Genomic DNA, 22,878 nt, shown 5'->3' with positions numbered 1-22,878 from the left:
CCCCCGGTGGTAATAGGTGAAGTGGCTGACGGAACCTTACAAGGGGAGGCATGCGTTTGTCCCGCGACCCAGGTCACGGGGGTGGTGCCGAGTGATCGCTCAGAGCGAACACGGCTCGGGGAACATTCCTCGACTCACATGCATTGAGTCGGCATAGCTCAACTTGACTGCCGAAGGGGAGATCATGGCTACCGAGTCCACGGCGTACACACCGACCGCCCTGCCCGTGCTGCCGCTCGACGACGAGGTCGTGCTGCCCGGCATGGTCGTTCCGCTGGACCTGTCCGACACCGAGGTGCGGGCCGCCGTCGAGGCGGCACAGGCCGCCGCCCGGTCCGATGCGGAGAAGCCGCAGGTGCTGCTCGTGCCGCGGATCGACGGGACGTACGCCGGGACCGGTGTGCTCGGGACCGTCGAGCAGGTCGGCCGACTGTCCGACGGCGACCCCGGCGCCCTCATCCGGGGCCGCCACCGCGTGCGCATCGGCGCCGGCACCACCGGGCCCGGCGCGGCCCTGTGGGTGGAGGGCACCCGGGTCGAGGAGACCCTTCCCGAGCCCCTGCCGGGCCAGGTGACCGAACTGGTCAAGGAGTACAAGGCACTCGCCACCGACTGGCTGAAGAAGCGCGGGGCCTGGCAGGTCGTGGACCGCGTCCAGCAGATCGAGGGCGTTTCCGCGCTCGCCGACAACTCCGGCTACTCGCCGTTCCTCACCACGGCCCAGAAGGTCGAGCTCCTGGAGACGGCCGACCCGGTGGCCCGCCTCAAGCTCGCCACCGAGCTGCTCCGCGAGCACCTCGCCGAGCAGGACGTCGCCGAGTCCATCGCCAAGGACGTCCAGGAAGGCGTGGACAAGCAGCAGCGCGAGTTCCTGCTGCGCCGCCAGCTGGACGCCGTGCGCAAGGAACTGCGCGAGCTCAACGGCGAGGGCGGCGACGAGGACGAGAGCGACGACTACCGCGCCCGCGTCGAGGCCGCCGACCTGCCCGAGAAGGTCCGCGAGGCCGCCCTCAAGGAGGTCGACAAGCTGGAGCGGTCCAGCGACCAGTCGCCCGAGGGCTCCTGGATCCGCACCTGGCTCGACACCGTCCTCGAACTGCCCTGGAACGAGAGCACCGAGGACGTCTACGACATCCGGGGCGCCCGGGAGATCCTCGACGCCGAGCACTCCGGGCTCAAGGACGTGAAGGAGCGCATCACCGAGTACCTCGCGGTGCGCAAGCGCCGCGCCGACCGGGGGCTCGGGGTCGTGGGCGGCCGCCGCGGCGGCGCCGTGCTCGCGCTCGTGGGCCCGCCCGGCGTCGGCAAGACCTCGCTCGGCGAGTCCGTCGCGCACGCCATGGGCCGCAAGTTCGTCCGGGTCGCGCTCGGCGGCGTACGCGACGAGGCCGAGATCCGCGGCCACCGCCGCACCTACGTCGGCGCCCTGCCCGGCCGGATCGTCCGGGCCATCAAGGAGGCCGGGTCGATGAACCCGGTCGTCCTGCTCGACGAGATCGACAAGGTGGGCTCCGACTTCCGGGGCGACCCGGCCGCGGCCCTGCTCGAAGTGCTCGACCCGGCGCAGAACCACACGTTCCGCGACCACTACCTGGAGGTCGAGCTCGACCTGAGCGACGTGGTGTTCCTCGCCACGGCCAACGTCCTCGAAGCCATCCCCGAGGCCCTGCTCGACCGCATGGAGCTGGTCCGCCTCGACGGCTACACCGAGGACGAGAAGGTCGTCATCGCGCGCGACCACCTGCTGCCGCGCCAGCTGGAGCGGGCCGGTCTGGAGGCCGGTGAGGTCGTCCTGGAGGACGCGTCCCTGCGCAAGCTCGCGGGGGAGTACACCCGCGAGGCGGGCGTGCGGAACCTGGAGCGCGCGATCGCCCGGCTGCTGCGCAAGGTCGCGGCCCAGCACGAACTGGGCGACCAGGAGCTGCCGTTCACCATCGCCCCCGACGATCTGCGCAAGCTGATCGGGCGCCCGCACCACGTGCCCGAGTCCGCCCAGGACCCGGCCGAGCGGCGCACCGCGGTGCCCGGCGTGGCCACCGGCCTCGCGGTCACCGGGGCGGGCGGCGACGTCCTGTTCGTGGAGGCCTCCCTCGCGGACCCGGAGACGGGTGCCGCCGGTCTGACCCTCACGGGCCAGCTCGGCGACGTGATGAAGGAGTCGGCGCAGATCGCGCTGAGCTTCCTGCGCTCGCACGGGGCCGAGCTGGAGCTTCCCGTCGGGGACCTGAAGGACCGGGGCGTGCACGTCCACTTCCCGGCGGGCGCGGTCCCCAAGGACGGTCCGAGCGCCGGCATCACGCTGGTGACCGCGCTGTCCTCGCTGCTCTCGGGACGGCAGGTCCGCACCGACGTGGCGATGACGGGTGAGGTGTCGCTGACCGGCCGGGTGCTGCCGATCGGCGGCCTCAAGCAGAAGCTGCTCGCCGCGCACCGGGCCGGGATCACGACCGTGGTGATCCCCAAGCGGAACGAGGCGGACCTGGACGACGTCCCGGCCGAGGTCCTGGCCAAGCTGGAGGTCCACCCCGTCACGGACGTCCGCCAGGTCCTGGAGATCGCCCTCGCCCCGGCGGAGGTCGCGGTCGCCGCGGCCGCGTGAGACACCGGGGCCGGGGGTTACCGCCCCGGCCCCGGGCTATGCCCGGGTGGCCCGCTCGTACACCGAGCGGGCCTTCGCGTCGAACAGGGCCGCCGTCGACTCCACGTCCGTGTCGCCGCCGCTCAGGACGCCGATGATCCGGCCGAGCCGGTCGGGCCCCCGGTAGTCGATGAGCCAGGGGCTGCCGCTGGTCCCGACCCAGAACCCGCCGCACTCCATCCGCATCATGGCGGGCTCGTCGGGGTCCTGGCGTACGTCGGTGGTGCACATGACCGGTCGGTTGTCGGGGTTGTGGTCCGGGTCCGGATAGCCGACGACGGTGGCGCGCTGGTCGGGGCCCGCGCCCCACTCGGGCGTCGAGGCGCCGACCACGCTCTGCACGTTGCGGCCCTTCGTGTCCGGCTCCACCGTGAGGAAGGCGTAGTCCGCAGCGTCCTCGTGGTCCTCGGTCCACCGGTCGTCGACCTGCACCGCCCGCACCTTCCACTTCCCGTACGGGAACGTGCCCGTGGCCGCCCCGGAGAAGCCCGGCGCGAACTCCAGGGTGTCCAGCGGAAGCCCGGTCGCGCAGTGCGCGGCGGTGGCGACGACGTTGCCGTGCGGGCTGGCGACCACGCTCGCGGTGCAGGAGTGGTCGTCGCCGTTCACGAGGACGCCGACCGAGGAGACCCTCCCGGCCGGTACCGCGCTGCTCTGGGTGCCCGGCGGCGGGGCCGCGGCCTCGCCCGGCGTCCGCTCGGACTGCGGCGAGGACGCCGCGGACCAGCCGCAGCCCGCGCCGCCGACCGTGACGACCGTGATCAGGGCAACCACCCGGCACACCGCTCCCAACCTGCGCATGCCTCCCATCCTTACTCATGCGGCGCGCGGGACGGGGTCACGTGTGCGACGGGTGCTCCGTACGGGTGCGCAAAGGGCCCCCGGCCACGCAGTGCCGGGGGCCCTTCGGGTGCGCGCGGGTGTCGTCAGCCGTTGGCGAGCGCCTGGAGGCGGTCGTACGCCCCGTTGAACCGGGAGTGGTCGCCGACCGTGGGGCCGGAAGAGGTGTACTGCCACATCGTCTGGTAGCCCCAGCCGGCCGGCAGGGTGCCGGGGTCGGTGTTGTATCGGGCGATCCAGAGCGGGTTGCTCGCGCCGAATGCGGCCGAGTTGCCGGTGCACTGGGTCCACCAGCTGGTCGCGGTGTAGATGACTGCGTCCCGGCCGGTACGGGCCCGGTACTGGTCGAGGAAGTCGCCGATCCAGCTGACCATGCCGGCCGCCGACTTGCCGTAGCAGGCCGCGCCGTACGGGTTCCACTCGATGTCGAGCGCGCCCGGCAGGGTCCTGCCGTCGCGCGACCAGCCGCCGCCGTGGTCCACGAAGTAGTCGGCCTGGGCGGCGCCGCCCGTCGTGTCCGGGGTCGCGAAGTGGTAGGCGCCGCGGATCATGCCGACGTCGTACGAGCCGTTGTACTGCTGGGCGAAGTTGGGGTTGGTGTAGTACGTGCCCTCGGTGGCCTTGACGTAGGCCCACTTCACGCCGCTGTTCCACAGGGTGGGCCAGGCGACGTTGCCGTTGTGGCTGCTGGTGTCGACACCCTCTGTCTGCGCGGCCTGAACGGCGCGGACGTCACGGGGCAGCCCGCCCACCCCGTCGTGCTCGGCGACGCCCATGCCCAGGGTCGCGGAGCCGCGCGCGGGGATGTCGGCGGCGCTCGACGTACTGGTGAAGCCGAGGACGAGGGCGAGGGAGGAGAGGAGGATCCCGGCCGCGGCGAGGGGACCGCGGCGGGCCGTTCCGGATCTGTGCACGGGCATTGCGTGCCTCCGAAAGGCTGTGTGGGGGTGGGGAGATGACGTCCTGGTCGACATGACGGCGACGTCTCGCTGTGGACATGTCAGGGATGCCAGGGATGACGCTACGCACGTAGACCGGTGGCGGGAAAGGGCCTTCAGGCTATGCCGTTGGTTCAGACCTGTGGTGGTGACGACACGCTGCGGGAACGGCGTGGCCTGGCGGAAACTTTCAGCCGGGACCGCTCCCGGCGCCATCCGGGATGCCGGGCACACAGCCCACTGGGAAATACTGTGCCGTCACGACACACCTACGGCATGGGAGCCGATGTGCACGGTCCGGACCAGGAGTTCCTCGCGCTCGAACGCGAGCTGGCCGTCTTCCTGCGGCGGGCCAGGGCCTCGTCCGGCGAGATGGCCCGCGAGGTGCACCCCGATCTCGAACCGGCGGCGTACGGCCTGCTGGTGCGCCTCGACGAGGCCGGCCCGCAGCGGGCCACCGAGCTCGCCGGGTACTTCGGCGTCGGCAAGGCGACGATGAGCCGCCAGCTGCACGCCCTGGAGGACCTCGGCCTGGTCGCCCGGGAGCCGGACCCGGCGGACGGCCGCGCCTCCCTCGTCCGCATCACCCCCGAGGGCACGGCACGGTTCGGCCGGGTCCGTGACGCCCGCCGCGAGAGTTACGTCCGCCGCCTGGCCAACTGGGACCGCCTGGAGATCTCCGAACTGGCCCGCCTGTTGCACCAGCTGAACGCGGCGGCGGAGAGCTAGGGCCGGGGCCGGGCGCGGGCAAGCCCCCAGGGGCCGCCGCGGGGTGGGGGACTAGAACCCCACCGCCACCACCGTCGCATCGTCGTGCCGCTTGCTCCGCCCCAGGAACACCCGCTCCACGTCCCCCCTCTCCAACTCCCGCACCCGCTCGACCAGTCCGTCCGGCCCCGCCTTGCGGACCAGCGCCACGCAGTCCGCCCACGAGCCCTCGCGGAACTTCTCGACCCAGCGGGTCGCCCCGTCCGTCAGGGCGAGCACCGACCGCACGGAGGCGAGGGGCTCGCGGCCGGTCACCGCGCGGGCGGCCACCGACGGGTCCGCGGCCGCCGTAAAGAAACCGCCCTCCTTGTTGCGGACCGTCGCGTCCGCGACCGCGTCGCTGACCAGCGAGGCCCGCGGCACCCGGTCGAGCCGGTCGTCCAGGACCGCCCGCACCGAGCCGTCGGCCGACTCGACGAGCAGCGCCGAGTCCGACAGGACCAGGTACTCCAGGTCCGCCGCGTCCCACCGCGCGAGCACCACGGTTGCCTGAGGCGTGCGCGGGTGAGAAAGGTCACACGTGTCGCGGTGGGTGTCCGCGGTGCGCCGAATGGATTCCGCCAGGATCTCCGTCAGCGTCATATCCCGCCGTGAAGCCGACAGTTCGGTCAGCGCGCCGCCGAGCCGCGCGGTGAACCAGGGCACGTCGTGCACGCAGTCGCCGTTGCCCGGCAGTGGCGTCACCCCGTCCAGGACCACGAGCAGCCCGCCCAGGCCCGAAGCGGGCAGTGCGGTGGCCGCCCAGTCCTCGTTGGGGCGGGCGGGGTCTCCGGGCACGGTGGTCAGCTGAATGCGCATGCCGGCCAGTCTGCACGAGCCCTCCACGGCGCCTCCATGGCACCGGCAGAGCCGCCGGACACCCCGTCAGTTGGCCCCGGACGGGGGCCGAACCGCATAATCCCGGGAGGAATCCGCCACTCCGCCGAGCTGTGGGCGGGCATCCTGCCAAAGGCCGTGCGGAAGTTCCAACCGGCGTCGCGGCAGAGCGGGGCCGGGCGTTCCGGGGAAGTTGATGGTCAACTCCGAAGTGATGTTCACTCGTTCAGGTGGCCGAGCAGTGACTACTCGTCATGACCAGTCGTCACCTTGGCTTCCTTGGTGGACTGGCAAACACGAGTGAAGATTGAGAGCACCGGTGCAGAACAAGCGGCCTCGGGGCAACGACGGCACACGCGCACAACGCACCGTTCGGGTGCGGAGCCGCCTGGTCGTCTCCGTCGCCGTTGTCTCCCTCACCGTGCTCGGAGCCGGTGCGCCCACCCTGTTCGCGGCCTCCGCGGACCTCAAGGACTCCCAGCACCTGGTCACCCTGGCCCAGTTGGACCAGCAGGCGATCAGCCTCGCCCACGCCCTCGGTGACGAGCGCGACGGCGTCACGAGCTACGTCGCCGCCGGCCGGCCCAGCGGCAAGGACGCGGCCCTCAAGGAGCCCGCCGCGCGCGTCGACCGGCAGATCGACGAACTCCGTGCCACCGCCCCCGCGGGCCTCACGCGCGACCTCGCCACCGTGCCGGCCCTGCGCCGCACCGCGCTCACCGGCAAGGGCACGGCCCTTGAGGCGCAGAAGTCGTACTCCGACGTGATCGCCACGCTGCTCTCCGTCGCCGACGAGCTCGCCGACCGGACACCCCCGCGCGCCGCCGAGGCCACCCGGGCGCCGGGTGCGCTCGGGCGGGCGGTGGAACAGGCCTCGGCCACCCGGGGGCTGCTGCTCGGCGCGCTCTCGGTGCCGGCGGGCTCGACCTCCCGGGTGTTCGACCCCGTCAGCGGCAAGTACGTGTCGAAGGAGAACGACGGGGACGCGGCCCGCAGGCGGGACGCCCTGAGCGGCGCCGCCCAGCAGGCCCGCGTGCGCGAGCAGTCCGCGCTCGCCGACTTCGACCAGGCCGCCGCCGCGGACGCCCGTGACCGCTTCACCAGCACCGTCACCGGGCCCGAGGTGGAGGCCGCCGACGGCTTCCTCACCCGGCTCACCGACCAGCCCCAGCTCAGCGCCTCCGAGCGCAGGTCCGACCCCGACGCGGTGGGCGCGGCCCTCTCCGCGCGGATCGACCGCATGCGCGGCGCCGAAGCCGCCCTCGCCACCGCGCAGGTCAAGCAGTTCGAGCAGCTGCGCGACGACGACGTCAGCGCACTGGAGATCCGGATCGGTCTCATCGGCGCGCTGCTGCTGCTCGCCATCGGCGTCTCGGCCGCCACCGCCCGCAGCCTGACCCGCCCGCTCGCCGTGCTGCGGCGCGGGTCGGCCCGGCTCGCCGAGGCGCCCGAGACCGAGGAGCCGGTGCGCTTCACCGGCCGCAACGACGAGTTCGCCCAGGTCGTACGGTCCCTCAACGAGCTGCACACCAAGTTCGTCGAGCAGCACTCCCGGGTCGCCGAACTCGACCAGGACCTCGGCAAGCAGCGCCGCCGGCTCGCCCGTCTGGCCGCCGAGAAGGATGAATTGCGCCTTCAGGTACGTGAGTTGACGGCCCAGCTGGAGCGCGCCGAGGGCACGGTCAAGCACGCCTTCGTCAACCTGGGGCTGCGCAGTCTCGGTCTGATCGAGCGTCAGCTGACCGTCATCGAAGGCCTGGAGGAGCGCGAGCAGGACCCGGACCAGCTCGGCGTCCTGTTCAAGCTCGACCACCTGGCCACCGTCATCCGGCGCCACGGCGAGAACCTCCTGGTCCTCGCGGGTACCGAGCACCACCACAACCACCCGGGCCCGGTCCCGCTGGTCGATGTGATGCGGGCCGCCGTCAGCGAGATCGAGCGGTACGAGCGGGTCGTCATCCAGGCCCTGCCGCCGCACGCCCAGGTCGCCGGCTTCGCCGCCGACGATCTGAGCCACCTGGTCGCCGAGCTCCTGGAGAACGCCACCTCCTTCTCGCCCCCCGAGGCCCAAGTGCAGCTCTCCGGCTGGGAGTTGGAGAGCGGCGAGATCATGCTCTCGGTCCAGGACGAGGGCATCGGCGTGCCCCCCGAGCGCCGCGCCGAGCTGAACCGCCGCCTCGCCGACCCCGCCTCGTACGAACCCGGCGAGCCCGGCACCGAGGCGGGCGGCCTCGGCCTGCACGTCTCGGCGCTGCTCGCGCACCGGCACGGCGTACGCATCGAGCTGCGCGAGCAGAAGCAGGGCGGCGTCGCGGCGGTCGTGGTGCTGCCCGGGGCGATCCTGCCGACCACCCCGCCGGTGGCGGCCCCGCATCTGGTGCCGTCGGCCGGCGAGGCCCCGCGCTTCACGCTGCCGGGCGTCCTCGCCGAGGCCAATTCCAATGTGCTGCCGGAGCGCACGGAACGCTCGGGCGAGGTCATGAGGCCCGCCGCCCCCGAGCCCGCGCCGCCGACGAGGCCTGTGGAGCCCGCGGAGCCCGTCGCGGACGGCGAACTCCCTCTGGACCAGCCGACCTTCGAGATGCGGCTGCCCGAGCCCCGGACCGAAGCCCTCGGACCCGAGCACGCCGCACCGCGGCCCGCGCCGGAGTCCGCACCCGGGCCGGGGGACGCGCCGGAGTCCGCACCCGCACCCGCGCCGACGGCCGCCCCCGCGCCCCTACCCGCGTCCGCCCCCGCACCCGCGTCCGTGCCCGACCCGGAGGCCGAGCCCGACCCGGTTCCCGAGGGCGAGCCCGCTCAGCGCCTGACCGACAAGGGCCTTCCCAAGCGGACCCCGAAGGTCGTGCAGGCCGGGACAGGCGGGGTACAGGAGCGCAAGGGAGGCACCGACGCCGCGGAGGCACTGCGCCGCAGGCTCGGCGGATTCCAGAAGGGCGCGACCGAGGGCCGGCGCGATGTGGCGGCGGAACTCGAAGAGACCGATCAGCAGGCAGACACGGACACGGGGGAGACAGTCGAGGAGGTACGCAGATGAGTGCGACCGGCACCACCGGTATCGGCAGGCCCGGCAGCGCGGCGTCCGGCACCGGCACCATCGGAGCGAGCACCGAGGCCCGCAATCTCCAGTGGCTGCTGGGCAACCTCGTCGAGGAGGTGCCCGGGATCCACTCCGTCGCGGTCGTCTCCTCCGACGGACTGCTGCTGCTCTCGTCCGACCCCGAGCAGCGCCAGGTCACCGTCGCCCGGCAGGGCCCGCGCGGCTCCAGCGCCGACCTCGCCACCATCGTCTCCGGCATCGGCAGCCTCACCATCGGGGCCGCCCGCCTCATGGAGGGCGGCGGCGTCAAGCAGACGATGGTCGCGATGGAGGAGGGCAGCGTCTTCGTCATGTCCATCAGCGACGGCTCGCTGCTCGGCGTGCACGCCACCCCGGACTGCGACATGAGCGTCGTCGCCTACCACATGGCGCTCTTCGTGGGCCGTGCAGGACACGTTCTGACCCCCGAAGTCCGCAGCGCGCTGCGCCAGTCGATGGAGGCCGTCCAGTGAACCCGCCCGCCGAGAAATCCGCGCGGCTCCCGATACGCGGCGCGGACAGGAAGCCCGCCCGGGTCCGCCCCTACTCGCTGACCGGAGGCCGCACCCGGTTCGGCCACGTGCTGTTCGTCGAGACGTTCGTCGCGGCCATCGAGGCGCCGCCCGAGCGCAAGGAGCTCGGCGGGCGCAGCCAACGGGTCATGCCGGAGATGCTGGCCATCGTGGAGATCTGCCGCGCGATGCGCACCGTCGCCGAGATCTCCGCCCTCCTCAAGATGCCCCTCGGTGTGGTCCGGGTGCTGCTCAGCGACCTGGCCGACCAGGGAAGAATCCGTGTGTACGGGACCGGGCACGGCTCGGGCCGGCCCAACCGCGCACTGCTCGAAAGGGTGCTCAGTGGACTCCGCCGTCTCTGAACTCCTCGTCCCCGACGAGGAGTTGCTGCCCTGGCAGCAGGACCGCAGCCGGGCCCCCATCGCGACCAAGGTCGTGGTCGCGGGCGGCTTCGGCGTGGGCAAGACCACCTTCGTGTCGGCGGTCTCCGAGATCACCCCGCTGCAGACCGAGGCGGTGATGACCCGGGCCAGCGAGGCGACCGACGACCTGTCGGCGACGCCGGAGAAACTGACCACGACGGTCGCCATGGACTTCGGCCGCATCACGCTCGACGACGACCTCGTCCTGTACGTGTTCGGCACGCCCGGGCAGCAGCGGTTCTGGTTCATGTGGGACGACATCGTGCGCGGGGCGATCGGCGCGATCGTGCTCGCCGACACCCGGCGTCTGACGGACTGCTTCCCCGCGCTCGACTACTTCGAGAGCTGCGGCATTCCGTACATCGTGGCCGTCAACCACTTCGAGGGCACCGAGTCCTTCGATGCCGAGGACGTGCGCGAGGCGCTCACCGTGCCGCCGCACATCCCGGTGGTGATCATGGACGCGCGTGACCGGCTCTCGGTCATCGACTCCCTGCTCGGGCTGGTGGCCCACGCCCTGGAAGCCTGCCCCGAATAGACGCCGCCCCCCACGGCACGCAACGCACACAACGGAGAACGGTCCCGCATGCGGAGAATACTCATAGTCGGAGCCGGCCAGTCCGGTCTTCAGCTGGCCCTCGGACTGCAGGCGCAGGGGTACGAGGTCACCCTGATGTCGAACCGCACGGCGGACGAGATCCGGTCCGGCCGGGTCATGTCGACGCAGTGCATGTTCCACACCGCGCTCCAGCACGAGCGCGACCTGTCGCTGAACTTCTGGGAGTCCCAGGCCCCGCGGATCGAGGGCGTGGGCGTCTCGGTCGCGGCGCCCGACTCCTCCCGAGCCATCGACTGGGTGGGCAAGCTGGACGGCTATGCGCAGTCCGTGGACCAGCGGGTCAAGATGGCCGGCTGGATGGAGACCTTCGCGCAGCGCGGCGGTCAGCTCGTCATCCACGGGGCGGCTGTCTCCGACCTCGACTTCTTCGCGCGCACCTACGACCTGGTGCTGGTCTCCGCGGGCAAGGGCGAGCTCGTCTCGATGTTCGGCCGCGACGCCTCGCGCTCCCCGCACACCGAGCCGCAGCGCGCGCTCGCGGTGTCGTACGTGCACGGCCTCGGCCCGCGCCCCGAGCACCCCGAGTTCGACGCGGTGCGCTGCAATCTGGTGCCCGGCGTGGGCGAGCTGTTCGTCATGCCGACCCTGACCGTCTCCGGCCGCGCCGACATCCTGTTCTGGGAGGGAGTGCCCGGCGGCCCGTTGGACGTCTTCCACGGCGTGAAGGACCCGAACGACCACCTCGCGCTCACGCTGGAGCTGATGGAGAAGTTCCTGCCCTGGGAGTACGCCCGGGCCACCAAGGTCGAACTGACCGACGCGGGCGGCACGTTGGCCGGCCGCTACGCCCCGACCGTGCGCAACCCCGTCGGCCGACTGCCCGGCGGCGGCCTGGTGCTCGGCGTCGGCGACGTGGTCGTGGCGAACGACCCGATCACCGGCCAGGGCTCCAACTCGGCCTCCAAGTGCGCCGCTTCGTACCTCTCCTCGATCGTCGAGCACGGCGAGAAGGAGTTCGACGAGGCGTGGATGCGGTCGGCCTTCGACCGGTACTGGGACACCGCCCAGCACGTGACGAAGTGGACCAACGCCATGCTGGGGGTGCCGCCGGAGCACGTCCTGAACCTGATCGGCGCGGCCGGCGAGCTCCAGCCGGCCGCCGACCGCTTCGCCAACGGCTTCAACGACCCGGCCGACTTCGAGAACTTCTTCTACGAGCCCGAGAAGACCGCCGCCTACCTGGCTTCGGTCGCGGGAGCCTGACTCGCTTCTGACCAGCGGTCCAGCCGTCGTTGATGGCTGTCATCGGTCGCTGTGGGCCGCCTTAGGACGGCCCACAGACGGCCCAGAACTCGCTCGCGGTCGCATGGAGGGCCCTTCTCTGTAGCGGCGCCCGAAGCAACTGGGGACGCTCTCTGCCCTTGGACTGCCGCGCCTGTCACCTGCGCTGATGGTCCGCTGACGTCCACGATAGTTCGCGGGTGTGCGTCGCGGTTGTCACGCAGTCAGACCCTCACTGCATATCGCAGGAGGAGCCGTGGAAGCAGGCCGCTTGAGCAAGCGCATGGGCTACGGCTGCCCGCGCCGGGTAGCCGTCTGAGCATGCTTGCTCTGATTTACACCTCGCGCAGCACAGTAACGACACTGTGGGCCTTCGTGGTTGCCATCATTGTTGTGTTGGGCGTGGCTTGGTACGTCCGCCACCGGCGGTAGGTCCGACACCCGCTTGAGGGGTTCGGCCGGGGCTGCCTAAGCGCCCTGGTGGACTCGGCCGCGGTTGCCGTCCAAGGATCTCTAGGTCTGCCGTGGTGCAACGACGTTGATGTCAGGAGTGGATGTCAGCTCACGGGTTCGGCATCTGCTCGTCAGTCGGCCTGCGCGGTCGTGACAAAGCCGCGGCAGCGCGCCTGTCGTTTGCATGCTTCTGCTCAATCGAGGCACGCAGCTCCTCGGGGGTCGGCCATGGCGCCTGCCGGTGGATCATGCGGTGACAGTTGGCGCAGATGAGGGCGAGATCGCTGAGCTTGGTGCGGCTTTCCCCGGCTACGTGGAGCGGAAGGACGTGATGGCACTCGATGTACCCGGCCCCGCGGTCCCCGTAGACGTTCTCGAAGTTGAAGCCGCAAGCCTCGCAAGCGAGCTGTCCGCCACGCTGGAGAACGGAAGTGATCTTCTTCTTGCGCAAGCCCTTGTCCCGTTCGCGCGCCCTGTGCCAGCGCATGAGTAGCCGCCCCTCCGGCGCGCTGAAGTCGTCGCCGAACTCCTCTTCCTCAGTCGGAGCGAAGGACTGCAAGCTACCGGTCTCGATGCCTTGCCGGATCAACCTCGCGGCCTCGGCCATCTCCTGCGGCCGGGCAAGGAACTCGTGCAGCACCGCGACATCTAGTGCGCCGCCGTTGGTGGGCTTCCCCTGGTACTCCGGGTGCCGAGTAGCGATGTCGAACGTCTTACGAGCGACGCCGTTGGGGTTGCGGAACTTTTCGTTACGGTCCGCCTCGGCGTGGATGGGAAGCAACTGAAGCAGACCGGACAGCTCCACGACCCGGGCGTCGCCGGCGTCCAGCCCCTTCCAGCTGTTCGCCATCACCAGCTGACAGGCGAGGATGATCTCGTCGCGTGCCCAGTCCGGGTTCTTGATGGCCTTGACCTGGAAGCCCACTCGCTTGAGCCACGCCGCGGCGTGATCCTTGCCGCCGCTGAACTCGTCCCGAGCGAGAGCTCGCCCCTGATCCCACTTGTGGGCCACCCCGGCAATGGCCTTGGAGTCGTACTCCTGCCCCTTGTGCACCAAGACGTAAGACCGCGCTTCCCCGAAGCCGTACTTCGCCAGGAAGGCATCACGCCCCAAATCGTCGTGCTCCGCCAGGACTTTGAGCACAGACTCTCGCGTGATCACTCCTTTTCGCATAAGAGGATCGTAGGCCCGAGCACTGACAACGCCTACGGCCTCTGCCACTGGCAGGAGACTTGCAGGGGCGGCGGCGGGTTTCCGAGCCCGAGAAGACCGCCGCCTACCTCGCCGAAGTGGCACTCCTTCAGGCCTAGTTGGCGGGCTCGGCATCGGTCGAGTACCCCGTGTCCGTCCCCTCCGAGGCGCCCTCGGGCAGCCTCGGGGGGCGGTACGAGGAGAGCGAGCCCGCCGTCGGGTCCGGGCGGACCGCGCCGAGCAGCGGGTTCGCGGCGATGGGGGAGACCTTGACGCGGGTGCCGGGGCGCGGCGCCTGCACCACCAGGCCGTCGCCCAGGTACATCGCCACATGGGTGGCCTTGGGGAAGTAGATCACCAGGTCGCCGGGGCGCAGCGAGTTCAGCGGGACGCGCGGGAGCTCGGCCCACTGCTCCTGGCTGGTGCGCGGGATCGAGCGGCCCGCGTGGGCCCATGCCTGTGAGGTGAGCCCCGAGCAGTCGTAGGACTCCGGTCCCTCCGCGCCCCACACGTACGGCTTGCCGATCTGGTCGACGGCGTAGGTGAGTGCCCGGTCGCCCTCCGGGGAGGGGGCCCGGGTCGCGCTCAGGGCGCCCGAGGCGAGCAGGCTCTGCTGGGCCCGCTCCGTGCCCTGCTGTTCCAGGCGGGTGAGCTCGGCCAGCTGGTCGGGGGAGAGGCCGGAGAGCAGCTTCTCGACCTCCTTGAGGCGCAACTCGACGTCCTCCTTGGCCTGTTGCTGCTGTTTGGCGAGGGCCTGCTGCTCGTCGAGGGCCCGGCGCGAGGCCCGGGCGAGCTCGGCGGCCCGCCGCTCGCCGCCGGCCAGCCGGTCGAGCGCGGCCTTCCGTTCGCCGGCCGCGCGGTCCAGGACATGGCGCTGGTCGAGTGCGCTCTGCGGGTCGCTGGCCAGCAACAGGCGCAGGTATGTGGAGAGGTCGCTGCGGCCCTGGTACTGCTCGCGGGCCAGACGTCCGGCGTCGCCACGGCTTCGCGCGAGCGCGGTACGGGCCTGGGTCAGCGAGGCGGTCAGCTTCTTGTCCTCGCCCTCGCGGCGCTTCAGCTCGACATCGGTGGTCTTGTACGCCTCGGTCGCCTCCTCCGTCTGCCGGTACAGCGTCTGGAGCTGGTTCAGGAGGGCGGGGGCCGATGCCTCGGGGGGCCCGCCGGGCAGCGCGGCCGACGACTCGCCGGGCGGCTGGGGAGCCGCGGCGGCGAGCGGACCCACCGCCGCCGTCGCCAGGGCCGCGGCGACGGCCACCGCGCACGCCGAGCGCACACGAGCTGACATGTGCTCACCTCCGGTCCGGAACCGGTCGGTCCGGCCCCACCGGATCGTGGCACGCGCTCGCGCGACAATCCTGGTGGGAGAAGTGAACGGGGGATTCGGCTCACTCGTGCGGCGGCTGCCCGGTGCGGGGGCTTGCGTCGGGACCCTTCTTGGTCCACGGCCAGCGGCGCGGCTCGCGGCCCTCGGGCACATAGGTGTACTTCCAGCCGCGCGGAAGGCCGAGCCGCTTGGTGTGGGAGGCCGGCTCCAGACGGTAGGCGTGCACCGTCGCCGGGCCGCCCTCCGCGTCGGGCACGGGCACCTCGTACCACTGCGGTGGCTTGCCGGTCGGGCCGGTCAGTACCGGCAGGACGCGCCCGTCGAGGGGGCCGCCCACAAAGAGGGTGTTCTCGCTTCGCACCCCCCAAGTCTCACAGCAGGTGGGCCGCCTCGCTCACGACGGGTATCACCCGGCGGGCCAGCACCCCGGCCGCGCCCTCGGGGGACTCGTGGGACAGCGCGCCGCGCACCGCCGCGGAGGTCTGCGCGTCGGTGGCCGCGGTGACGGTGAGCAGCGCGACCAGATGGTCCACCAGCCAGTCCCGCAGCTCGGGCAGCGGGGGCTGTTTGTCCTCGTCCAGCCAGATCAGCGAGGCCGCCTCGACCGCCGCGATCCAGGTGCGCACCATCATCCGCAGCCGCGGGCCCGGCTCGGCAACCTCCAGGTGGACCAGGATCTGCTCGGCCGCGGCCCGCCGCACCTCGTCGACGATCGCCGTCGTCCGGGACGTCTCGGCCATGCTGCCGCCCTGGAGCAGCGCCGAGAACCCGGCGTCGTGCTCGTCGACGAAGGCGAGGTAGCGGTCGAGTGCCCGGGTGAGCCGCTGGGTGAGCGGCCCGGTCTGCGCCTCGGCGAAGCACAACTCCAGCTCGTCGGCCGACGAGCGCAGCGCGGCCTCGTACAACTGCTGCTTGCCGCCCGGGAAGTAGCGGTAGACCAGGGGCCGCGAGACCCCGGCTGCCTCGGCCACGTCGTCGAGCGACACGTCCTCCGGCGCCCGGTGCGCGAAGAGCGTCAGGGCCGCGCCGAGGAGCTGGGTGCGGCGCTCCTCGACGCTGAGCCTGCGGTACGCGGGGGTGGCGGCGGGAGACGTCATACGGGCAGCGTAATCCCCGCGATCGGGCTTTACGCCAGGAGTCCCGAGCTCTTCCACAGCCGTCGGCTGACCCCGTTCAGGACGCCAATGTCGTCCAGGAATTCCGTGAGGCGGCCGGCGCCGCTCTGCATGACCTCGCGGCGGTGGCCGCTGGCCTTCACCTGGGCCACGGCCTCGCGGCGGTCCAGGCCCACGTTCTCGTACACCTGCGGATTGACGAAGCAGGTGGCGAAGACGCGGGCCGCCTCGCCGCAGCTGACCCGGGTCAACTCCCGCTCCCAGCGCGGCGCGGAGACCATCTGGCGCCTCAACTCCTCGCGGGCGTACCGGACATGGCGGGCCTCCTCGACCACGTGGATGCGGGTCACCCCGCGCACGATGGTCTGGACGCGCTCGTCCGGGAAGGTCAGGCGCTGCATCCAGTCCAAAATCTCCTCGCCGAGCAGGGTGGCCGCGAAGGAGCCCGGGGTGGTGGAGACGGTCTTCAGGACGCGGGCGAGGTTGTGGTAGATCCTCGGCACCCGGTACGTCGGCGCCCCGCCCTTCTTGATCATGCGGGCGAACATCATCGAGTGGCGGCACTCGTCGGCGATCTCGGTGAGCGCGTACCGGACGTGGCTGCTGGTGAGCGACTTGTCGTAGATGTGCCGGACGAGCAGCTGCATCAGGATGATCTCGAACCAGATGCCGAGCGAGGCGAGCGAGGCGGCCTCGTGGCGGGCCAGGTCCATGCGCTGTTCCTCGGACATCTTCCGCCAGAGCGGGGTGTCGTACAGAGAAAGCAACTCCGGTGGCCAGAACCACTTCCCGTCCTCGGCGGGGGCGTCCCAGTCCAGCTCCTTGTCCGGGTCGAAGGAGTGCTTTGCGGAGGATTCGAGCAGCCGCTCGGCCACCTGCTCACGGTCCCTGAGCAGGCCGAGTGCGTCGCGGAGCGCATCGCGTTCGGTCACGGTAGTCATGGCTTGCGGCACCTCGTGGCTGGGTTACCTACGGTCACTCCTTATGAGACTGCTTGTCAGCAAGCGCGTCAATCCCTTGTGCGCGACTTGTTGACCCCGCGTCTACCACCGTGTGAACCTGCCAACTGCACAGCAGTGTGCAGAAGTTGAGCCGCTGGACGATGCCGTCCGCGAGGCGAAGGAGCCGCACGTGTCGACGCACGACCTCTATGTGAAGGCCCCGCAGGAACCGCTCTGGCAGGTGCCGGCCTCCGGCGCCGCCCGCTTCAGCTGGGAGTACGACGACGGGCGCGACCGTCTGCTCGCCCTCTACCAGAAGGGCAAGGACAAGCAGTGGGACGGCGCCACGCGCATCGACTGGGACCTGGAGGTCGACCCGTACGACCCCCTCGGCACCCCCGACGAGGCGATGACCCTGTACGGCACCCCGCACTGGGCCAAGATGACCGACCGGGACAAGGGCGAGCTGCGACTGCACTACACGTCCTGGCAGTTCAGCCAGTTCCTGCACGGCGAGCAGGGGGCGATGGTGTGCGCCGCCCGCATCGTGGAGTCCGTGCCCGACTTGGACGCCAAGTTCTACTCGGCGACCCAGACCATGGACGAGGCCCGGCACGCCGAGATCTACGGCCGCTTCCTGCACGAGAAGCTCGGCATGCTCTACCCGGTCAACGACAACCTCCAGGCGCTGCTCGGCGACACCCTGCGCGACTCCCGCTGGGACATGCCCTACCTCGGCATGCAGGTCCTGATCGAGGGCCTGGCGCTCGCGGCCTTCGGCATGATCCGGGACACCACCGACAAGCCCCTGCCCAAGCAGATCCTGGCGTACGTCATGCAGGACGAGGCCCGCCACGTGGCCTTCGGCCGCATGGCGCTGCGCGACTACTACCGCCAGCTGTCCGACGCGGAGCTCAAGGAGCGCGAGGAGTTCGTCATCGAGGGCTGCTACCTGATGCGCGACCGGCTGCGCGGGGTGGAGGTCCTGGAGAACTTCGGCATCCCGAAGAAGGAGGCCGAACAGCTCAGCGAGGAGAGCGAGTTCCTCCACCTGTTCCGCAAGCTCCTCTTCAGCCGCATCGTCCCCTGCGTGAAGGACATCGGCCTGTGGGGCGAGCGCCTCCAGAAGGCGTACGTCGACATGGGCGTCTTCGACCTCGGCGACTCCAACCTCGACCTCCTGATGGCCCAGGACGAGGAGATCGCCGAACAGCTGGACAAGGAGCGCTTCGCCGCCGAGGAGGCGGCGCGGGTCGCGGAGGTGGAGGGGGCGATCGAGGCGGGCGCCTCGTCCTGACACCACCCGGTGCCGGTCGCGCCGCCTCGGCCGTCAATGGCGCGACCGGCATGCACTCTTTCGCGCGGCGCTCCCGGATTGCCGCTGGGTAGGCTGAGGAGGCGAGACAGACTCCGTCGCATGGGAGCAATCATGAGCGCCGCACGCGAGTACAAGCTGGATGGCGAGTACCAGTGGCCCCGCCCGCCGGTGGGCGGCTGGACGGCGGACGACCTGGACCGGCTTCCGAATCTCCCTCCGCACACGGAGCTGATCGACGGGAGCCTCGTCTTCATGAGTCCGCAGACCCGGTTTCACTCGCGCACCATTCACTTCCTGGTGAGCGAGCTGACGCGGCAGGCGCCGGAGCACTTGGAGGCCATCGGAGAGATGACCGTGAAGCTGGACTCGCGCAACCGGCCCGAGCCCGATGTCCTCGTCGTACCCGTCGACGCGGACACCGGTCTTCAGCAGACCTGGTTCAAGCCGGAGGACGTCCTGCTGGCCGTCGAGGTGGTGTCCGTCGAATCGGTGGACCGGGACCGCGAGGTCAAGCCCCGCAAGTACGCCCGGGCGGGCGTCCAGCACTTCTGGCGGGTCGAGCTGTCCGACGGTCAGCCCGTGGTGTACGTCTTCGAGCTGGACCCGGCGACCCGGGCCTACAGCCCGATCGGGACCTTCCGCAAGGAACTCAAGGTCGACCTCCCCTTCCCCGTCGAGATCGATCTGACCGCACTGGACCGCCGCCGCTGACCGTCACAGCCCCGGACCCGCCGGGAAGCCGGACCGCAGGGTGAAGGCGTGGGGGGTCGGGCCGTGGTCGCGGAGGTGCAGGACGCGCTTCTCGGCCTCCTCCACCGTCGGGCGGTGTCCCGCCGGCACCCACCACAGCGCCACCAGCGCCTCTTCGATCCGCTCGAACCACTCGAAGCGGCGGGCCAGCAGCTCCCGGTGCCTGCCCGCGTACATGAACGCCTTCAGCGACGCCTCGTCCCGCCACACCGACATGTTCACGATCATCGAGATGTCGCCGAACACGGGGACGTCCGTCGCGTTCCCGCTGTCGCTCTGAAGGCGCCACACGAAGCCGTCGGCGGCGTCCGCGACCGCGTTCACCGGATCGAGTGCGGTCACGAAGTCCGTCAACTCAACTGATTCCAAAGGGTATTTGAGCCGGGCTATGTTGACCTGAGCCAGCTCGTAACGCTCGTCCGCATCTGTCATGGGCGTACCCTAAGCGGCCAACTCCCGTACTCATCAGCTCATTTCGCGGAGCGAGATGTCATGGCTTGTCCGCCAGCGCCGCCTCCATCACCGCCTTCGCGATCGGGGCCGCGTCGCCACCGCCGCTGATGTCGCCGCGCTTGGCCGACGCGTCCTCGACGACGACCGCGACCGCCACGGCCGGTCGGACCGCGCCGTCGGCCTGGGCCCAGGAGATGAACCAGGCGTACGGGCTGCCGATGTTGCCGATGCCGTTCTGCGCGGTTCCGGTCTTGCCGCCGACCGTCGCCCCCGGGATCGCGGCGCTGGTGCCGGTGCCGGTGCGCACCACGTCCACCATCATCTGCTGCAGCCGCATCGCGGTCGCCGGGTTCATCGCGCGCTGGTAGGTCCGCGGCACGGTCGTGGACACCGTCGAGCCGCGCGAGGTCGTCGTACGGTCCACCAGATAGGGGTACTTGAGGTCTCCGCCGTTGGCGACCGCCGCCGAGACCATCGCCATCTGGAGCGGGGTCGCCGTCGTGTCGAACTGGCCGATGGAGGACAGGGCCAGCTGATCGGGGCTCATCCGGGTGTCGAAGTTCGACTTGGCCACGCCGGAGGGGATGCGCAGCTTCGTGTCGTTGAAGCCGAACTTCCGTACCGCGTCCAGCATTCCGCGCAGCCCCACCTTCACCCCGAGCTGTGCCATCACGGTGTTGCAGGAGACGTTGACCGCGTACGCGAGCGAGGCGTTGCCGCAGCCGCTCGCCTCGTTGGGCAGCGTGGTGCTGGTGTTGGGCAGGACATAGGGATCGGGGGTGTCGGTCGCGGCGTCGACGTCCGTGACCGCCCCCGCGTCGAGCGCGGCCGCGGCCGTCACGATCTTGAAGGCGGAACCGGGCGGGTAGGTCCCCCGGATCGCGCGGTTGAGCATGGGCTGGTTCGGGTCCGAGGTGAGCCGCGCCCAGGCGCCCGCCACCGCCCTGCCCGTGCCCGAGAGCACCCCGGGCTCGTAGGACGGGCTGCTGACCAGCGCCAGGATCTTGCCCGTCGCGGGTTCGATCGCCGCGACCGCGCCCTTCTTGCCGCCCAGTCCGTCGTACGCGGCCCGCTGCATGGACGCCTTGATGGTGGTGACCGCCCGCCCGCCGGAGTGCCGGCCGCGCGTCACGTCGTTCCACAGCGGGAAGACCGAAAGGAGCGAGGAGGTGCCGGACAGGACGCCGTCCTCAGCGTTCTCGACGAACGTCGTGCCGTACGTCTGCGAGGCGTAGCCGGTGACCGGCGCGTACAGCGGCCCGTTCTTGTACGTCCGCTCGTACCGCAGCTGCTGGCCGCTGTCCCGCGACCCGGTGACGCTCTCCTTGCCGACCACGATGGCGCCGCGCGGCTGGTGGTAACGGGCGATCGCCAGGCGGCGGTTGGCGGGGTTGTTGTCGAGCGCGTCGGCCTCGAAGACCTGGACGCGGGCCGCGTTCACCAGCAGTGCCACGAGCAGCACCAGACAGAAGGCGGCGGCCCGCCGGATGTACCGGATCACCTGGCTGTTCCCTCCACCGGCTCGGGCCGTGCGATGACACCCGGCTCGACCGCGGGGAGCGGGCGGCGGGCGGAGTCGCTGATCCTGATCAGCAGCGCCACGATGATCCAGTTGGTGACCACGGACGAGCCGCCCTGTGCCATGAACGGCATCGCCATGCCGGTGAGCGGGATCAGGCCCGTCACACCGCCCGCGATGACGAACACCTGGAGCGCCAGGATCGAGGCGAGCCCGATGGCGAGGAGCCGCCCGAACGGGCTCTGTAGGCAGAGCCCGGCCCGGTAGCCCCGGGCCACGAGCAGGGCGTAGAGCAGGAAGATCGCGGTCAGTCCGGACAGGCCGAGCTCCTCGCCCGCGGTGGCCAGGATGAAGTCGGACTTCGCGGCGAACCCGATCAGGACGGAGTGGCCGAGCCCGAGCCCGGCGCCGAGCGTGCCGCCGGCCGCGAAGGCGAACAGGGACTGGGCGAGCTGGCTCGGGCCGAGGCCGGCCTCGATGGTGGCGTACGGGTTGAGCCAGTCGGTGACCCGGGCGTGCACGTGCGGCTCGAACAGGGCGACCGCCGCCGCCCCGGCCGAGGCGAGCAGCAGGCCCACCGCGATCCATCCGGTGCGCCCGGTCGCCACGTACAGCATCACCACGAACAGGCCGAAGAACAGCAGCGAGGTACCGAGGTCGCGTTCGAGGACCAGGACGCCGACGCTCAGCAGCCAGATCGCCACGATCGGCCCGAGCACCCGGCCGGTGGGCAGTTGGAGCCGCCAGATCCGGCGGCCGGTGTACGCGAGCGCGTTGCGGTTGGCGGCCAGGTAGGCGGCGAAGAAGAGGGCGAGCAGGATCTTGGCGAGCTCGGCCGGCTGGAAGGAGTATCCGGCGGCCCTGATCCAGATCTTGGCGCCGTTGATCGGGGGGAACAGGATCGGGACGAGCATGAGGACCAGGGCGGCGGCCATCGAGAGGTAGGCGTACCGCTGCAGGACGCGGTGGTCGCGCAGCACCAGGACGACGACGAGGAACAGGCCGACCCCGAGCGTCGACCACACCAGCTGGGCCGGCGCCGCCCGGCTGCCCGGGGTCGCCAGGTCGAGCCGGTAGATCAGCACCAGGCCGAGCCCGTTGAGCAGCATCGCGATCGGCAGCAGCAGCGGGTCGGCGTAGGGCGCGCGGAAGCGGACCACGAGGTGGCTGAGCAGGGCGAGCAGGCCGAGCCCGGCCCCGTACCGCGTGGCGTCGTGCGGGATCGTGCCGGTGCGGGCGAGCCCGACGTTCACATAGCCGAGCACCACGACGAGGACGGCACCGATGAGCAGCGAGAGTTCGACGCCCCGCCGCTTGGGGAGGCCCAGCTCGGGCGGGGAGGCGTCCGCCGCCGACGGTGCGGTCATGGCACGCAACGTAGCAAGCCGAGGCCTTATGTCCGTGTATGTCATGGGGCGCCGAGCGGGCGGGCGGCCTAGGTGGCGCGGCCCGCCTGGCCCGTCCGGGTGACGGGGGCTCGGCGGAGCCGCCCGCCCGCGTCCGGTTCGCGTGCGCCGGGTCGGGGTGACGTGACGGTTCAGCACCAGCGCGGTACGGCCCCGATGTTGTCGATGTAGTAGGCCGAACCCCACGCCCAGGTGCCGTCGGTGAGCAGGTACCAGCGGTCGTTCCCGTTCACCCGGTCGCCGCCGGTCTTGCAGAAGATGTGCACGATGGAGCCGTACGGCGCCTTGCCGACGATCCGGCTGCTGCGGGTCGGCCGGTCGCGCAGGATCAGCCCGGACTTGGCGGTGACGCGGCCCTTGTACTCGTTGTGCGCGGACTCCTCGGCGGCGGCGGGCGACGCCGTGGCGAGGACGGCCACGGCTCCGGTGGCCACGCAGAGGCCGAGTGCGGCAAGAGGGGAACGCAGGGACATGGTGCCTCCTGGAACGGGGCGGGGCCGCGGGTGAACGACCCTCAGTTCGCCTGCCTCACACTAAATTCGCTCCTGCCG

Annotated in this window: 21 protein-coding genes; 9 read left to right on the top strand and 12 right to left on the bottom strand. The window is 71.1% G+C overall.

The features are described from left to right. Window positions 1-184: 184 nt before the first annotated feature. Complete coding sequence (lon, locus tag IE267_RS00195) at window positions 185-2,599, top strand: endopeptidase La (protein WP_189761820.1); 2,415 nt, start codon at window positions 185-187, stop codon at window positions 2,597-2,599. 36 nt (window positions 2,600-2,635) lie between these two features. On the opposite strand, the gene IE267_RS00190 is transcribed toward lon, so the two are convergent. Next, window positions 2,636-3,439 (bottom strand): trypsin-like serine peptidase, encoded by an 804-nt coding sequence (locus tag IE267_RS00190; protein ID WP_167156983.1) that lies wholly within the window; start codon window positions 3,437-3,439, stop codon window positions 2,636-2,638. Between the two features lie 125 nt (window positions 3,440-3,564). After that, window positions 3,565-4,398, bottom strand: a complete 834-nt coding sequence (locus IE267_RS00185; protein WP_189761819.1) for a lysozyme — start codon at window positions 4,396-4,398, stop codon at window positions 3,565-3,567. 294 nt (window positions 4,399-4,692) lie between these two features. On the opposite strand from IE267_RS00185, the gene IE267_RS00180 reads away from it, so the two are divergent. Further along, complete coding sequence (locus IE267_RS00180) at window positions 4,693-5,145, top strand: MarR family winged helix-turn-helix transcriptional regulator (RefSeq protein ID WP_100579617.1); 453 nt, start codon at window positions 4,693-4,695, stop codon at window positions 5,143-5,145. Between the two features lie 51 nt (window positions 5,146-5,196). Here IE267_RS00180 and IE267_RS00175 read toward each other — a convergent pair whose 3' ends face one another. Then, a complete protein-coding gene (locus IE267_RS00175) occupies window positions 5,197-5,982 on the bottom strand; it encodes a hypothetical protein (RefSeq protein ID WP_167156979.1) in 786 nt (261 codons plus the stop codon). A gap of 337 nt (window positions 5,983-6,319) precedes the next feature. Between IE267_RS00175 and IE267_RS00170 the strand changes: the two genes are divergently transcribed. Genes IE267_RS00170 through IE267_RS00150 form a run of 5 tightly spaced genes read left to right on the top strand, consistent with a single transcriptional unit; the run spans window position 6,320 to window position 11,838 of the window. Further along, window positions 6,320-9,037: a sensor histidine kinase gene (locus IE267_RS00170; protein WP_373304435.1), complete on the top strand. Its 2,718-nt coding sequence runs from the start codon at window positions 6,320-6,322 to the stop codon at window positions 9,035-9,037. Next, entirely contained in the window at window positions 9,034-9,552 is a 519-nt protein-coding gene (locus IE267_RS00165) for a roadblock/LC7 domain-containing protein (protein ID WP_161255203.1), read from the top strand. The genes IE267_RS00170 and IE267_RS00165 overlap by 4 nt, the downstream gene beginning before the upstream one ends. Further along, complete coding sequence (locus tag IE267_RS00160; RefSeq protein WP_189761817.1) at window positions 9,549-9,956, top strand: DUF742 domain-containing protein; 408 nt, start codon at window positions 9,549-9,551, stop codon at window positions 9,954-9,956. The genes IE267_RS00165 and IE267_RS00160 overlap by 4 nt, the downstream gene beginning before the upstream one ends. Further along, window positions 9,937-10,554 carry a GTP-binding protein gene (locus IE267_RS00155; protein WP_189761816.1) on the top strand — a complete coding sequence of 206 codons (618 nt, stop codon included), beginning with the start codon at window positions 9,937-9,939 and terminating at the stop codon, window positions 10,552-10,554. The genes IE267_RS00160 and IE267_RS00155 overlap by 20 nt, the downstream gene beginning before the upstream one ends. A 48-nt stretch (window positions 10,555-10,602) precedes the next feature. After that, entirely contained in the window at window positions 10,603-11,838 is a 1,236-nt protein-coding gene (locus IE267_RS00150) for a styrene monooxygenase/indole monooxygenase family protein (protein WP_189761815.1), read from the top strand. Between the two features lie 580 nt (window positions 11,839-12,418). Here IE267_RS00150 and IE267_RS00145 read toward each other — a convergent pair. The 5 genes from IE267_RS00145 to IE267_RS00125 all read right to left on the bottom strand — a co-directional run bounded on the left by IE267_RS00145 (window position 12,419) and on the right by IE267_RS00125 (window position 16,881). Further along, window positions 12,419-13,483, bottom strand: a complete 1,065-nt coding sequence (locus IE267_RS00145; RefSeq protein WP_189761814.1) for an HNH endonuclease — start codon at window positions 13,481-13,483, stop codon at window positions 12,419-12,421. A 133-nt stretch (window positions 13,484-13,616) separates the two neighbouring features. Continuing rightward, on the bottom strand, window positions 13,617-14,786 hold the full coding sequence (locus IE267_RS00140; RefSeq protein ID WP_167156970.1) for a C40 family peptidase: 1,170 nt from the start codon (window positions 14,784-14,786) through the stop codon (window positions 13,617-13,619). Between the two features lie 100 nt (window positions 14,787-14,886). Continuing rightward, window positions 14,887-15,186, bottom strand: a complete 300-nt coding sequence (locus IE267_RS00135) for a DUF8847 domain-containing protein (RefSeq protein WP_167156968.1) — start codon at window positions 15,184-15,186, stop codon at window positions 14,887-14,889. Window positions 15,187-15,196: 10 nt separating this feature from the next. Beyond that, window positions 15,197-15,922: a TetR/AcrR family transcriptional regulator gene (locus IE267_RS00130; protein WP_189761813.1), complete on the bottom strand. Its 726-nt coding sequence runs from the start codon at window positions 15,920-15,922 to the stop codon at window positions 15,197-15,199. Window positions 15,923-15,951: 29 nt separating this feature from the next. Next, the gene (locus IE267_RS00125) at window positions 15,952-16,881 is read right to left on the bottom strand and encodes an AurF N-oxygenase family protein (protein WP_167156964.1); all 930 of its coding nucleotides are present in this window, start codon (window positions 16,879-16,881) and stop codon (window positions 15,952-15,954) included. A gap of 190 nt (window positions 16,882-17,071) precedes the next feature. Here IE267_RS00125 and IE267_RS00120 point away from each other — a divergent pair, with 190 nt between their 5' ends. Next, window positions 17,072-18,178 carry a ferritin-like domain-containing protein gene (locus IE267_RS00120; protein WP_189761812.1) on the top strand — a complete coding sequence of 369 codons (1,107 nt, stop codon included), beginning with the start codon at window positions 17,072-17,074 and terminating at the stop codon, window positions 18,176-18,178. Between the two features lie 132 nt (window positions 18,179-18,310). Beyond that, window positions 18,311-18,910: a Uma2 family endonuclease gene (locus tag IE267_RS00115; protein WP_189761811.1), complete on the top strand. Its 600-nt coding sequence runs from the start codon at window positions 18,311-18,313 to the stop codon at window positions 18,908-18,910. 3 nt (window positions 18,911-18,913) lie between these two features. Here IE267_RS00115 and IE267_RS00110 read toward each other — a convergent pair whose 3' ends face one another. The 4 genes from IE267_RS00110 to IE267_RS00095 all read right to left on the bottom strand — a co-directional run bounded on the left by IE267_RS00110 (window position 18,914) and on the right by IE267_RS00095 (window position 22,800). Beyond that, entirely contained in the window at window positions 18,914-19,381 is a 468-nt protein-coding gene (locus tag IE267_RS00110; protein WP_189761810.1) for a DUF3291 domain-containing protein, read from the bottom strand. A gap of 58 nt (window positions 19,382-19,439) precedes the next feature. Then, window positions 19,440-20,903, bottom strand: a complete 1,464-nt coding sequence (locus IE267_RS00105) for a penicillin-binding transpeptidase domain-containing protein (protein ID WP_167156958.1) — start codon at window positions 20,901-20,903, stop codon at window positions 19,440-19,442. Further along, window positions 20,900-22,288 carry an FtsW/RodA/SpoVE family cell cycle protein gene (locus IE267_RS00100; RefSeq protein ID WP_167156956.1) on the bottom strand — a complete coding sequence of 463 codons (1,389 nt, stop codon included), beginning with the start codon at window positions 22,286-22,288 and terminating at the stop codon, window positions 20,900-20,902. The genes IE267_RS00105 and IE267_RS00100 overlap by 4 nt, the downstream gene beginning before the upstream one ends. A 170-nt stretch (window positions 22,289-22,458) precedes the next feature. Then, window positions 22,459-22,800, bottom strand: coding sequence for an SH3 domain-containing protein (locus IE267_RS00095; protein WP_161252786.1), 342 nt, complete (start codon window positions 22,798-22,800; stop codon window positions 22,459-22,461). Window positions 22,801-22,878: the final 78 nt, after the last annotated feature.

Source organism: Streptomyces xanthochromogenes (assembly GCF_014650455.1).
Classification (GTDB): Bacteria; Actinomycetota; Actinomycetes; order Streptomycetales; family Streptomycetaceae; genus Streptomyces; species Streptomyces xanthochromogenes.
Note: the sequence above shows the minus strand (reverse complement) of the source record. Positions and strands in the feature narration are given on the sequence as shown.

Excerpts from the sequence above, each read along its gene's own strand:
- lon (WP_189761820.1), top strand. The coding sequence starts at position 185 with ATGGCTACCGAGTCCACGGCGTACACACCGACCGCCCTGCCCGTGCTG.
- IE267_RS00190 (WP_167156983.1), bottom strand. The coding sequence starts at position 3,439 with ATGCGCAGGTTGGGAGCGGTGTGCCGGGTGGTTGCCCTGATCACGGTC.
- IE267_RS00185 (WP_189761819.1), bottom strand. The coding sequence starts at position 4,398 with ATGCCCGTGCACAGATCCGGAACGGCCCGCCGCGGTCCCCTCGCCGCG.
- IE267_RS00180 (WP_100579617.1), top strand. The coding sequence starts at position 4,693 with ATGGGAGCCGATGTGCACGGTCCGGACCAGGAGTTCCTCGCGCTCGAA.
- IE267_RS00175 (WP_167156979.1), bottom strand. The coding sequence starts at position 5,982 with ATGCGCATTCAGCTGACCACCGTGCCCGGAGACCCCGCCCGCCCCAAC.
- IE267_RS00165 (WP_161255203.1), top strand. The coding sequence starts at position 9,034 with ATGAGTGCGACCGGCACCACCGGTATCGGCAGGCCCGGCAGCGCGGCG.
- IE267_RS00150 (WP_189761815.1), top strand. The coding sequence starts at position 10,603 with ATGCGGAGAATACTCATAGTCGGAGCCGGCCAGTCCGGTCTTCAGCTG.
- IE267_RS00145 (WP_189761814.1), bottom strand. The coding sequence starts at position 13,483 with ATGCGAAAAGGAGTGATCACGCGAGAGTCTGTGCTCAAAGTCCTGGCG.
- IE267_RS00140 (WP_167156970.1), bottom strand. The coding sequence starts at position 14,786 with ATGTCAGCTCGTGTGCGCTCGGCGTGCGCGGTGGCCGTCGCCGCGGCC.
- IE267_RS00130 (WP_189761813.1), bottom strand. The coding sequence starts at position 15,922 with ATGACGTCTCCCGCCGCCACCCCCGCGTACCGCAGGCTCAGCGTCGAG.
- IE267_RS00125 (WP_167156964.1), bottom strand. The coding sequence starts at position 16,881 with ATGACTACCGTGACCGAACGCGATGCGCTCCGCGACGCACTCGGCCTG.
- IE267_RS00115 (WP_189761811.1), top strand. The coding sequence starts at position 18,311 with ATGAGCGCCGCACGCGAGTACAAGCTGGATGGCGAGTACCAGTGGCCC.
- IE267_RS00110 (WP_189761810.1), bottom strand. The coding sequence starts at position 19,381 with ATGACAGATGCGGACGAGCGTTACGAGCTGGCTCAGGTCAACATAGCC.
- IE267_RS00100 (WP_167156956.1), bottom strand. The coding sequence starts at position 22,288 with ATGACCGCACCGTCGGCGGCGGACGCCTCCCCGCCCGAGCTGGGCCTC.
- IE267_RS00095 (WP_161252786.1), bottom strand. The coding sequence starts at position 22,800 with ATGTCCCTGCGTTCCCCTCTTGCCGCACTCGGCCTCTGCGTGGCCACC.